This window comes from Mycobacterium sp. SMC-19 (genome assembly GCF_045310815.1).
In the GTDB taxonomy this organism is placed as follows: Bacteria; Actinomycetota; Actinomycetes; order Mycobacteriales; family Mycobacteriaceae; genus Mycobacterium.
In genome coordinates this window covers 1-12,119 of sequence record NZ_JBJIAM010000014.1, presented here as the reverse complement: position 1 = coordinate 12,119, position 12,119 = coordinate 1, and the positions used below count along the sequence as shown (strand labels likewise).

10 protein-coding genes are annotated in these 12,119 nt (G+C 64.6%); 7 read left to right on the top strand and 3 right to left on the bottom strand.

The window, feature by feature from the left end:
- Positions 1 to 59 precede the first annotated feature (59 nt).
- Positions 60 to 1,916 carry a fatty acyl-AMP ligase gene (locus ACJH5R_RS21380; protein ID WP_406782863.1) on the top strand — a complete coding sequence of 619 codons (1,857 nt, stop codon included), beginning with the start codon at positions 60 to 62 and terminating at the stop codon, positions 1,914 to 1,916.
- Here ACJH5R_RS21380 and ACJH5R_RS21375 read toward each other — a convergent pair.
- Positions 1,913 to 2,386: an NUDIX domain-containing protein gene (locus ACJH5R_RS21375; protein ID WP_406782862.1), complete on the bottom strand. Its 474-nt coding sequence runs from the start codon at positions 2,384 to 2,386 to the stop codon at positions 1,913 to 1,915. The two genes, ACJH5R_RS21380 and ACJH5R_RS21375, sit on opposite strands and share 4 nt — an antisense overlap.
- Before the next feature lie 3 nt (positions 2,387 to 2,389).
- The gene (locus ACJH5R_RS21370; protein WP_406782861.1) at positions 2,390 to 3,748 is read right to left on the bottom strand and encodes a WS/DGAT/MGAT family O-acyltransferase; all 1,359 of its coding nucleotides are present in this window, start codon (positions 3,746 to 3,748) and stop codon (positions 2,390 to 2,392) included.
- Positions 3,749 to 3,798: 50 nt separating this feature from the next.
- On the opposite strand from ACJH5R_RS21370, the gene ACJH5R_RS21365 reads away from it, so the two are divergent.
- The 4 genes from ACJH5R_RS21365 to ACJH5R_RS21350 all read left to right on the top strand — a co-directional run bounded on the left by ACJH5R_RS21365 (position 3,799) and on the right by ACJH5R_RS21350 (position 7,681).
- Complete coding sequence (locus ACJH5R_RS21365; RefSeq protein WP_406782860.1) at positions 3,799 to 4,539, top strand: Rv3717 family N-acetylmuramoyl-L-alanine amidase; 741 nt, start codon at positions 3,799 to 3,801, stop codon at positions 4,537 to 4,539.
- Positions 4,540 to 4,541: 2 nt separating this feature from the next.
- Positions 4,542 to 6,005, top strand: coding sequence for a neutral zinc metallopeptidase (locus ACJH5R_RS21360; RefSeq protein WP_406782859.1), 1,464 nt, complete (start codon positions 4,542 to 4,544; stop codon positions 6,003 to 6,005).
- A 13-nt stretch (positions 6,006 to 6,018) separates the two neighbouring features.
- On the top strand, positions 6,019 to 6,669 hold the full coding sequence (locus ACJH5R_RS21355) for a DUF4333 domain-containing protein (protein ID WP_406782858.1): 651 nt from the start codon (positions 6,019 to 6,021) through the stop codon (positions 6,667 to 6,669).
- 169 nt (positions 6,670 to 6,838) lie between these two features.
- Complete coding sequence (locus ACJH5R_RS21350) at positions 6,839 to 7,681, top strand: formate/nitrite transporter family protein (RefSeq protein WP_406756783.1); 843 nt, start codon at positions 6,839 to 6,841, stop codon at positions 7,679 to 7,681.
- A gap of 206 nt (positions 7,682 to 7,887) precedes the next feature.
- Here ACJH5R_RS21350 and ACJH5R_RS21345 read toward each other — a convergent pair whose 3' ends face one another.
- A complete protein-coding gene (locus ACJH5R_RS21345) occupies positions 7,888 to 9,579 on the bottom strand; it encodes a serine/threonine-protein kinase (RefSeq protein WP_406782857.1) in 1,692 nt (563 codons plus the stop codon).
- A 561-nt stretch (positions 9,580 to 10,140) separates the two neighbouring features.
- Here ACJH5R_RS21345 and ACJH5R_RS21340 point away from each other — a divergent pair.
- Both ACJH5R_RS21340 and ACJH5R_RS21335 read left to right on the top strand, forming a co-directional pair.
- On the top strand, positions 10,141 to 11,547 hold the full coding sequence (locus ACJH5R_RS21340; protein WP_406782856.1) for a hypothetical protein: 1,407 nt from the start codon (positions 10,141 to 10,143) through the stop codon (positions 11,545 to 11,547).
- Between the two features lie 104 nt (positions 11,548 to 11,651).
- On the top strand, positions 11,652 to 11,747 hold the full coding sequence (locus ACJH5R_RS21335; RefSeq protein ID WP_406782855.1) for a recombinase family protein: 96 nt from the start codon (positions 11,652 to 11,654) through the stop codon (positions 11,745 to 11,747).
- The last annotated feature ends 372 nt before the right edge of the window (positions 11,748 to 12,119 follow it).

The window sequence follows — 12,119 nt, the reverse complement described above, 5'->3', positions numbered from 1 at the left end:
CCACTCGGAGACGCAACGCTCCTAGGGGCGCCCCTGGGTCCACGGATTATGGTGTGGGCATGCCTGAGCAGTTCATTCCAACAACGCCCACCCTGGTGGACTTGCTTCGGCTGCAGGCCGACCGATACAGGGACAAGGTCGCCTTCCGCTTCGCCCCCGACGGCAACAACGTCACGGCCAGCCTGACGTATCAGGAACTCGACGCCAAGGCTCGAGCCGTTGCGGCCGACCTGCAGCACCAAGGCGCCACCGGGCAACGAGTGCTGGTGATCTGCCGACCGGGCCTGGACAGCATCGTCAGCATTTTCGGCTGCTTTTACGCCGGGGCGATCGCAGTGCCGGTCGACACTCCCCTGGCACGCCTGAAGCTGGTCGCGCCCGATGCACAGGCCACCTTTGCGGTAGCGACCTCGGCCACCCAGAACCAACTTCAGGCGGCGGCCGCGGATGTGCCGGGTATGTCGACGCTTCGGTGGTGCGCCATCGACCAAGCCGTTACCCCCGAAGCGTGGCAGGCGCCCGACATCGACCCGAGCACCACGGCGATGATCCAGTACACCTCGGGTTCGACCAAATCACCCAAGGGCGTTGTGGTGACGCACGGCAACCTCATGCACAACTTGGAATCCATTCGGCGGGCCTACCACGGCAACGAGAACGAGACGAGCGTCTACTTCCTGCCGCAGCAGCACGACATGGGACTGATCGGCGGAGTCCTGGAGATGATCTACGTCGGCTGCACCACCGTATTGATGTCGCCGATCGTCTTCTTCCAGCGGCCGATGGCGTGGCTGGAAGCCATGTCTCGGTTTCGCGCCAACACGACCGCAGCACCCAACAGCGCCTACCGGTTGTGCGTCAAACACAGCACCCCCGAGGAGCGTGCGGCACTGGATCTGTCGCACTGGACCACCGCCGCCAGCAGTTCCGAGCCGATCCACGCATCGACCATTCAGGAGTTCGCCGACGCGTTCGCTCCGGCGGGATTCCGTATCCAGGCGTTTCTACCGTGCTACGGCCTGGCCGAGGCCACCCTGCTGGTCGCCGCGGACCCCACTCCCGACGTCGCCGGCGTCCGCTACCTCGACAGCAGGGCGCTGAGCGAGAACCGCACCGTCGACGTCGACGCCACCACCGACGCCGTCGCGGTGGTCAGCTGCGGCCCACCGGTGTACGGCCAACGGGTGGTGATCGTTGATCCAGACACCCGCCAGCAGCGCGGACCCGACGAGGTCGGGGAGATCTGGGTATCGGGGCCCAGCGTTGCGCAGGGTTACTGGGCACGGCCGAAAGAGGACGCGCACACCTTCGCCGGATTCCTGTCCGACACCGGTGAGGGCCCCTTCCTGCGCTCCGGCGACATGGGATTTCTTTGCCAGGGCGAGGTATTCGTCACCGGGCGGTGGAAGGACCTCATCACCATCGGTGACAGCAACTACTTCCCGAACAACATCGAGCCGACTGTGCAGGAAAGCCATCCGGCGTTGCTGGCTGACCGCGGCGCGATCTTCGCGGTGCAACCGAAACCGAATGACGACAACCGACTAGTGATCGTGCAGGAACTGGACTACCGGCAACAGGTCGCCGAGAGCGAGTACCCCGCAATCATGGAGTCCATCCGCGCGGCGGTCAGCGAGCAGCACGGCCTTGACGCGCAGGACGTGCTGCTGGTGCCGGCGATGCGGGTGCCCACCACCTCGAGCGGCAAGATTCAGCGGGGCGAATGCCGGCGCCAGTTCCTCGCCGGCGAGCTGAATGCGCTGGCGCAGTGGCACGCTCCGGCGGCGCCGGCCGTGCGGTCCCCGCAGGGGGCCGCGGCAACCGGAGCGAGCACGCTGGCGCGGATGATCGTTTCCAGCCTGGCGCAGCGGCGTCAGCAGCAACAAGGAACACCGCCGACCCAGACCGGCGGTTAGGGCTCGATCCCCAGGTAGTGCACCAACCGGTCGAGGACGGGCCGCTGCCCGGCCAGCAGCTTGATTCGCGCCTGGCCCACCGAGAACCAGCCGACCCGGTCGACCTCGGGAAACTCCCGTAGTTGTCCCGACCGCGGCGGCCACTCCAATTCGAAGGTGTTGCTGCGGGAGTCGGTCACGTCGAGGTCGCCGCGCACGGCGAACACCGTGACCACCTTTCCGCCGGCCTGGCGCACCTCGCCGAGGTCGGCTCGTTCGCCATCCGGCGGCTGAAAGCCGAGTTCCTCGGCGAATTCACGTCGCGCGGTGTGCCATGGGTCCTCACCCTCGGGTTGCTCACCCTTGGGAATCGACCAGGCCCCGTCGTCCTTGCGCGCCCAGAACGGGCCGCCGGGATGGGCGATCAACACCTCAACACCGCCGTCGGCGCCCGACCGGTACAACAGCAACCCGGCGCTGCGCTTGGCCACGCCTCACACCCCCACGGCGTGTTCCAGCTCTTCCAGCGCGGTGTTCAGATGCCCGAGCAGGCGCTGCAGGTGCGGAACCGAACGACGGCAGCCGACCAGCCCGAAATCGAGATTGCCGGCGTTGCTGACGACGGTCATGTTCAGTGCCTGCCCGTCCAGCGCGATCGACATCGGATAGTTGCCGTCCAGGCGGGCGCCGCGCCAGTACAGCGGCTCGGCCGGACCGGGCACGTTGGAGATGACGATGTTGAACGGCGGCTTGGCCACCGAGACGAAACCGGGAATGGCCGCCAAGGCCAACGGCGCCATGTTGGCCGCCGACAAGGCCAGCGCCTGGGTGCGCGGCAGTTCGCTGAACACCTTCTTGTTGCGGCGCATCGACTCGCTGATGGTCGCCAGTCGCTGCGCCGGGTCCTCGAGGTCGGTGGCCAGGTTGCACAAGATGGTGCCGACCATGTTGCCGCCGGAGTCGGCTTCGGCTTCGGTGCGCAGGCTCACCGGGACCATCGCCACCAGGGGGTGGTCCGGCAGGGCGTGCTGCTCGTCGAGGTAGCCGCGCAGCGCGCCGGCGCACATCGCCAGCACCACGTCGTTGAGGGTGACCCCGGCAGCTCGTTTGACCGCGATCACCCGCTCCACCGGCCAGGACTGCGCCGCACACCGGCGGGCACCGCCGATCTTGACGTTGAGCATGGTGCGCGGCGCTTCGAACGGCAGGGTCAGCTGATGCTCCAACAGCGCGGCACGCGCCAACTTCACCGTCGACGGCCCCAGGGCGGCAACGCCTTTGACCATCGACGTCAATTCGCTCAGCGGCGACGGGGCGTCGGGGCGCGGCCGCGACGGGGGCCGGACCGACCACGGAGTGCGCAATTCCGACTCGCGCGGGTCGGTCGACAGGGTGTGGCGCATCAGCCGCAGCAGCGAGACGCCGTCGATCAGTGAATGGTGGATCTTGACGTAGACGGCGAACCGGCCGTCGGCCAGGCCCTCCACCACGTGGGCTTCCCACAGCGGGCGGTGCCGATCGAGCAGGCTGCCGTGCAGCAGCGAGGTCAACTCCAACAGATCACGCACCCGGCCCGGCACCGGCAGCGCCGAGCGCCGCACGTGGTACTCGAGATCGACGTCGTCGTCGAAGGCCCAGCGCGCGCTCGGTATGCCACCGAACAGCGACGCCGGACGCTTCCGGAAGGCGGGCTGCAGGTCACGGGCGCCCAACAGGCTCCGGTAGATCTCGCCGACGAACTCCGGTCCGGACCCCTCCGGCGGCTCCAACAGCATCAGCCCGCCGACGTGCATGGGGTGCTCGCGCGTTTCGGTCAGCAGAAAGACCGAGTCGAGCGGTGACATCAACTGCATCGATCCATTAGACCCCGGAGGGGCCCATGGCCGCTTGCTAGTCTTGCCCCGTGCGTCGCCGGGCCATTGTCTGTGTCGCCTCGGCCGGGTGCTTGCTCACGGCCGGCATTGTTGCGCCCGCCGCCCCGGCAGATCCCGCAACTCCCGCCGTTGCCGGCAAAACGGTGTTCCTGGACCCCGGGCACAGCGGCGCCAACGACGCCTCGATCGCCCGGCAGGTGCCCAATGGGCGCGGCGGCACCAAGCCCTGTCAGACCAGCGGGACCGCCGCCGACGACGGCTACCCCGAGCACAGCCTGAACTGGGACGTGACCAACCGGATCCGGACCGAACTCGAGCGACTCGGCGTGCACACCGAACTCTCGCGCGCCGACGACACCTCGGTAGGCCCGTGCATCGACGCGCGAGCCGCCGCGGCCAACGCCGCGCACCCGGACGCGATCGTGTCCATCCACGCCGACGGTGGACCGGCCTCAGGCCGCGGTTTCCACGTCAACTACTCCAGCCCGGCGCTCAACGACGCCCAGTCCGGCCCGGCCGTGGCGCTGGCCGGTGACATCCGGGATGCCCTGTCCGCCGCGGGGATCCCCCAATCCAGCTACTTGGGCGCCGACGGCCTCTACGGGAGAGCGGATCTGGCCGGACTGAATCTGGCCGAGTATCCGGCGGTGCTGGTCGAGCTGGGCAACATGCGTAACGCCCAGGACGCGGCGCTGTTGGAGAGCGCCGACGGCCGAGCGCAGTACGCCTCGGCGGTCACCAGCGGGATCGTGGCCTACCTGAGCAGGTGACGATGGCTCAACGCGGATTCGGTCGTACCGCCATAACACTTTTCGGGGTGGCCGCCCTGACCCTGACGCTGGCGGGCTGCTCGCAGGACAGCACCCCGACGGTGGTCGCCGGGCATGCGATATCGATGCTGTACGACCCCGGGCGGGTCGGCGGACTGCCCACCGCGGAGGGTCCCAGCGGCCCGCGCGGCGACGTTCCGCCGGTGACCGCCCGGGTCCAGGGCAGCGACGGCGGCGACATCGACCGGTTGTCGCTGCTGGCGATCGACGACATCGAAGACTTCTGGACGCAGCACTACACCGAGTCGCTGCGCGGACGCTTCCAGCCGGTCTCGACGCTGATGTCCTATGACTCCACCGACCCAGACGGCCCGTCGGTGTGCGGCGGCGAGGTCTACCACCTGCCGAACGCGATGTATTGCCGCCGGATGGACACGATGGCCTGGGATCGGGCCAAGTTTCTGCCCACGGCCCGAAAGTACTTCGGCGACATGGCGATCAACGGTACCCTGGCGCACGAATACGGGCACGCCTTGCAGAACATGGCCGGGATCGTCAACCCGCTGACCCGCACCCTGGTCCGCGAACAGCAGGCCGACTGCTTTGCCGGGGTGTATCTGCAGTGGGTGGCCGCGGGCAGTTCGCCGCGGGTGCAGCTGAGCACCGGCGACGGCCTCAACCATGTGTTGGCCGGGCTGATCGTGATCCGCGACCCGGTGTCGACGCCGGACAATCCGGTGTCGATCTCCGATGAGCACGGCACCGCCCTGGACCGGGTCGGCGCGTTCCAGACCGGCTTCGACGGCGGCGCGGCGATGTGCGCCGGGATCGACATGGACGAGATCCGCAAGCGCCGTGGCGATCTGCCGAATTCCCTGTTCGATTCGGAGAACCCGCAAAGCGACCTCACGATCGACGCGTCCGTGCTGTCCACCCTGATGGAGCAGCTGGGCCAGATCTTCGGCCTGTCCCGCCCGCCGGAGCTGTCCACGTCGGGCAAATGCCCCAGTGGCCACCAACCCGATCCGGTGGCCTACTGCCCGGAGTCCAACCTCATCGTCGTCGATCTGGCCGGACTGCAGGAGATGAGTGCGCCGACCGATCAATCGACCCTGGGTATGCCGCAGGGCGACAACACCGGGCTGTCGGCCGTCACGTCGCGGTACGCCCTTGCAGTGCAACGCGAACGCGAAGTCGGATTGGAATCGGCGGCGGCGGCGTTGCGAACCGCGTGCCTGACCGGGGTGGCCCAGCGCCGGATGGCCGAGCCCATGACGTTGTCGTCCGGCCCGGGCTTGACGCTGGCCGGCGGTGATCTGGACGAGGCGGTCACCGGTCTGCTGATGAACGGCATTGTCGCCAGCGACGCCAACGACGACACCGTGCCGGCGGGTTTCACCCGGATCCTGGCGTTCCGCTCCGGGCTGCACGGCGACATCGACGGATGCTTCGAGCGGTTCCCGTGATGGGCACGATGTCATGAACCGTCCAGAGGATCCGCGCGAACCGCCGGAGCGGCGGACCACGCCGCTCCCCCGGCCGCCACAACAGCCGCGTGGGCCGCGCGGGCCGCAGGGGCCGCCACCGCAGCGCCCACGGCCGCCCTCGGGACGGCCTGAGCAGCCTTGGTATCTGGAGGTCCGCCGGCCCCCGGCGCCCCCACCGCGTCGGGTGCCCCCGCAGACGCATCGGCCGCCGCCGTCGGGCCCGCGGCCTCCGGTACCGCAGGACCGTCGCCAGCCGCGGACCAACCCCGCGGCCGCTCCTGGCAAGCCGGCGGATCCGAAGCCGCTGTCGAATCGTGTTCTGCTGATCGCCTCGGGCATCACCGGCCTGCTCGCGCTGGCCATGCTCCTGACTCTGGTGCTGCGGGGCGTAGTCGGCGGCTCCGGGCCGGTCGAACTCGATGTGCGCAAGGCCCAAGACGGCGTCCTGCAGGTCCTCACCGATCCGATCAACGGTTATGGACGCGACAACGTGACCGATGTCCGCTGCAACAACGGGGTCAATCCGACCGTGCGCAAGGGCGGCAGTTTCAGCTGTGTGGTCACTGTCGACGGCGCCCAGCGCCGGGTGCTTGCGGAATTCACCGACGACGCCGGCACGTACGCGGTCGACCGGCCTCGGTGATGTTTTAGCTGGTAAAACGCCGCGAAGGTGCGGCGAAGACGTTGTTGGGCAACGTCTGTGGGCTGACTAGGAGTTGGCTGGCGAGCAAGGTCCGAGCGGGCCGCCGCGAAATAGGGTCACACGCGCCGTTGCAACCAACCACTTCGCCCTGCGGTCCCTGAGGAGTTCGATGACCTACGTCAAGCCGCCCGAGTTGATCAATGTGATGATCGACGCCGGCCAGTCCAAGATCTTCATGTCCACCCGCGACACCCTGATCCGCGCATTCATGGCCGGTGCGACGCTGGCGTTGGGTGCCGCGTTCGCGGTGGCCATGACCGTGCAAACCGGTCACGCGATCATCGGGGCGATGCTGTTTCCGGCCGGCTTTTGCATCCTCTACCTGCTCGGATACGACCTGCTGACCGGAGTGTTCGTGTTGGCGCCGCTGGCCTGGCTGGACAAGCGCCCCGGTGTCACCATCGGCGGGGTACTGCGGAACTGGGGACTGGTTTTCCTGGGCAACTTCGCCGGTGCCTTCACGGTCGCGGTGCTGATGGCGATCGTGTTCACCTACGGCTTCTCCAGCCCGCCCAACGAGATCGGTGAGGCGATCGGGCACATCGGCGAGGCTCGCACGCTCGGCTATGCCGCACACGGCTTTCCGGGCATGCTGACCTTGTTCGTGCGCGGCATGCTGTGCAACTGGATGGTGTCCACCGGGGTAGTCGGGGCCATGCTGGCCACCGACGTCACCGGAAAGGTGATCGCCATGTGGCTGCCGGTGATGCTGTTCTTCGCAATGGGATTCGAGCACTCGGTGGTCAACATGTACCTGTTCCCCTCCGGCCTGATGCTCGGCGGGAACTTCACCATCGGCGACTACATCGAGTGGAACGAGATTCCCACCGTGCTGGGCAACCTGGTGGGCGGATTGGCGTTCACCGGACTGGCGATGTATGCGACTCATTCGCGGACCGCGCCCAAACGCGGTACTTCGGCGCTGCAGAAGGAAGTGATCGCGGGAGTCTGACGGCCGCATCCGGTAGAGCCTGACGTCCAGTGTGCGGTTTCGTACGCCGACCCTGTCGGATCGGGTACGAAACCGCACACTCGGCACGTGTTTCGCTTGGCGGTGGCGGAGGGATTTGAACCCTCGGTAGCTACCCGTTCGAACTATGTATCTACCTGCATATCAGCTACATAAAGCTGGTTCGAGTACCTACGATCGGTGCATCGTTAACGAGGCCCACGCGCTGTGAGCACCTCGTTCGCAAACGAAAACCCGCCCGTGGGCGCCTCGCAGTCGATACCCCCACCATGAAGCGCGGTGCATGAGAACGGCCCGACGGTAATCCGATGATTCGGTAGCAATGCTTTCGCCGTCTGAGGGCCGCCCTCGGAGATCGCATTCGTAGGCCCATCGGGAAGCCTGATCTGTATTTCATTCGGTGGCCCACTAAACGGTGGGTTACTTACCTCCGGCGTACCTGCCGGGAAAGCAACTGAACACGACAATCCCTCAGGTTCCGTGGATTTCATGGCTAGCGGAAAAATCCCACAATCCCGATAGTACGGCGTCCGAGCGTAAACCCACCTGTAAAGCCCGGGGTACTCAGAACTTTCGTACTCTGTTGGATCTACGTCAATGATTGCGGGTGCTGTAGGGGTAGTTGTGGTGAGCGTTCGCGGTGGAGGAACCATCGGCCAAGTGGCCGCAGCAGCAGGCTCGGTTGAGACAAGGGGCGTGGCGGGCTTAGATGACGAGGATGCCAGCATTCCACTTTTCGCCCAAGGGTGCCAAGCCAGAACAACGAAGCTTGCCAGCACCACGACGGCCAGTACGGATCCCGATACCAACCACCGCCCCCGGGCACCACTGATGGTTCGGCGTCCCAGCGGGGATGGGTTATGGGCAACGACTGACATCGGTCTGAATGATCCTGTTGTCGGTTTCGATGGAGTTGTCGTCGCCGACATTGATGCGGGATTTGCTCGCCCACTCTGAGCCTTACCGCGTGGAACTCCCGTCGGTTTAGCTGACGCATTCGCTTTCGTGACCGCGACGGGGGGTGACGAAACGCCCATAGAAGATGCCTGCTCCGCAAGCGCGCGTGCGAAGTTCGCGGTAAGACGAAAGCGATCCCGCGGTGTCTTGGCCAGCGCAACGGCAAAGATCGGGTCAATCCCACCCAGTTCGGGGCGATGGTCGGCCAAGGCGGGCGGTGTCGCGTTGAGGTGGCGGCTGATCACCACGGCTGGGTTGGTATGCGGGAATAGTTGGGTGCCTGTGGCCAGGTGGTAGGCGGTGGCCGCGAGTGCGTACTGGTCGGCACGACCATCAAGGTCTTCGCCCATGAGTTGCTCGGGGGCTGCGTAAGCCACGGTGCCGACCGTCATGTTGGTGGCGGTCAGTCCGCTGATGTCGCTGATGTTGCGGGCGATCCCGAAGTCGGTGAGCAGGATGCGCTGTTCGCTATCGCCTCCGGGACGGGTGAGCATGATGTTGGCGGGTTTGACGTCGCGGTGCACCAGGCCTTGCCTGTGCGCGTAGTCCAAAGCGCTGGCCACCGCCGTGACGATCTCGGCTACCTCGCTGATCGGCATCCCCGCCGGGTAACTTTCGGCTAGGAGCTGGGCTGCATCACGCCCGTCGACGTAGTCCATCGAGATCCACAGCTGGCCGTCGGTTTCGCCGCGATCATGCACACCGACAATGTGCGGGTGCCACAGCGCCGAGGCTAGGTCGGCTTCACGTTCAAACCGTCGCCGGAACTCCTCATCAGCGGAGACCTGGCTCGGAAGAATCTTCAAGGCGTCGTGGCGCGGCAACCTCGGGTGTTGAGCGAGGTAGACCTCGCCCATACCCCCGGATCCCAGCAAGCGCAGGATCCGATACCCCGCGAAGACGTCACCACTGTGCAACGACATGGCCAGATCCTAGGGAGTGGATACGACCACTGGAGGGCAGAACGGTAGGTCCCGGCCAATCCTGTGGCCGCCCGATATGCTGGACGGGCTTCATGAGTTGCCGCCGTCAAGCTCCAACTCTGTGGCATACCAACCCCATGCTCGTGGGTGGCTCTCCGGACTGCTGTCTATGGCTTACGACCTATTGTTACCATCCTGGGACCTACCCCGTTGGTCGGCCACGGCACCTGAAGGGAACGGGCCGAGGGTGACCAGCGGCCTATGAAAACTTGCAGGCGCGAAGAGTTTCAGCACAGGAGGCTTTCAACGATGAGGCGGCTAGGTAGAGCGCCCCAGACCTTGGCGCTATAGGCAGCCACCATCTTGGCTATCCGGTAGCCGTCGCAGCATGCTCCGACACGACACCTGGTAGACCGGTGTCGATGCCCTAAGACGATAGAGACCAAGCAAGAAGTAAAGGGCCAGGGGCGAGGAACCTATGAAGGAATCCAAGATCACAGTGACGCGGAGTGCATGTGCCGGGGTCGTCATTGATTTAACGGTGGAGGTGGTGACCCCAGCGTGACTTCGCGAGAACCGGCGCAAAATACTGCTGGGCAGGGAAATGGGAAATCGCTGAACCAATCGCTGATTGAGTCCGCACAAGAATTCCGTGATTCAATTGAGGCGCTGATCGAACTAGCAGCCCTAGTGGACGATTCTGCGCGTCGACTGGACGACGATAAAGCCTCATTCGAGAGGCGCTTACTTCTGGCGCACCCGTCGCTCGATGATGCAGGACGGCTCTACGAGCGACTGATTTCAAAACTTGAGAGCGCTTTACAAAGCGCACGCAGGTCGCGTCAGAATCAAACTTCGTCCGAAGAAAAGACAGCCCCGACCAACAATGAGATTGCAATTGAAATAGATCTTAGCGACCTCATTGAGGAGTACGGTCTCGATCTCATTGATTCCGCGATGTTAACAATTTCACGTGTGCGCCGTGCGAGAGCCACCGTCGCATTTAATTCCCTTCTGGTCGCTGCCGTGGGGGAATTCGAAGCGTTGTGTTATCAATGCATCAAGAACTTTGTTAGGAAGTACCCCGCGAAACTTTCGAGTTCAACCAAGGAATTCACTTTCGAAGAGGTGAACGCCTTCGGCGATCTGGACGATTTTAAGGCTCACGCTATCGACGTATACGCCGAGGCGATCATGCGCGGAAGTGTCGACGACTGGCTGAAGTGGTTTGCTACCAATATCAAGCTTCAATCTAGCGATGTTACAGATGACTGGGACCAGTTTTTCGAAATCTTCCAACGACGACATCTGCTAGTTCACAACGGCGGTGTAGTTAGCCGCCTATATCGAAAGAAAGTAAAGATCCTCCCGGATGACATCGCCGCGACAGGTCCGGGGCTGGAGCCGCGGGCAGAAGTTACGCGAAGTTATCTTCAAGAAGCCCTCGCGCGCCTCCACGTGGCAGGTCTGTTGCTTGCGATCCGCACGTCACTCTGTATTGAACCGCCGAAGCGTGCTACCCGTCCGCCGTCAGACCCCCTTATAGCGGACGTATCTTTCGAATTCCTCCAGCAGAATCGCGGCAGAGAGCTATTGCTTTTCTCGGACCGGGCCTTGCCCTACTGCACAGAAGAGGGGATTCGCCTGCTCCTCCAGGTAAATCTGTGGATACAGCGCAAGCGCGACAACGGGGTCGAATCTATTCGCGACGAAGTTACCCAATGGGATGTGCGACATTGCTCCCAGCGCTTCGAGATCGCTAAATTCGCCCTGCTGAACATGCACCGTGAAACTAACGAGTTAGGCAAGCGTTTGGTTGCCCAAGACACGCTCACTCAGTCAGAGTGGGACTCCTGGCCGCTCTTTGAAGAATCGCGCGCATGGGCAGAAGCCACCTCTGGTACCCTGCAGGAGAGCCAAGCCGCACCGGAGGCGGAAGAAGGAGATGAAGCGATGGGTCGTCCATAGGCGATAACTCTTGCAGGCAGGTTCCCCGGGTCAGTGTGTTGACCCGGGGATTTTTGTTGGCGTACCTACCCCTGCCGCGTGTCTCGAAACGATGGGTTGATGCGATGCTGACCATCATGGCCGCCTTCGCCCAGCTGGAGCGCGACACCACGATCGAGCGGACCCGCACCGGTCTAGTCGCGGCCGCGGCGAACGGATGAAAGCCCCCTCCCGCAAGGTCAATGACGCCGACGCTGCTGCCTGACCGCCCGTCCGTCCCAGCTATCGCGACTCGACGCTGCTCAATATTGAGGGTCTGGGGCCGGGATCGCGAACGCCGAGACGTAGACAAGGCGCCGTAAGGCCCGCAACCTACCGGTCGGGGAGCGGTCGCCGACAGAGTACGGGCCAAAATTTGGTAGCGGCAGCCCACGACTGACCGCCTATGCGAAAAGCCCCGCGACCTGCATAGACAGGCGCGGGGCTCTTGGCGGTGGCGGAGGTGTGTGAGTTCACGACATAGGTGACAGGTGAGTCGGGACATGGGTGACACCTGCGGTGATGGTCGATGAGTCGGGTCATAGGTGACAGTC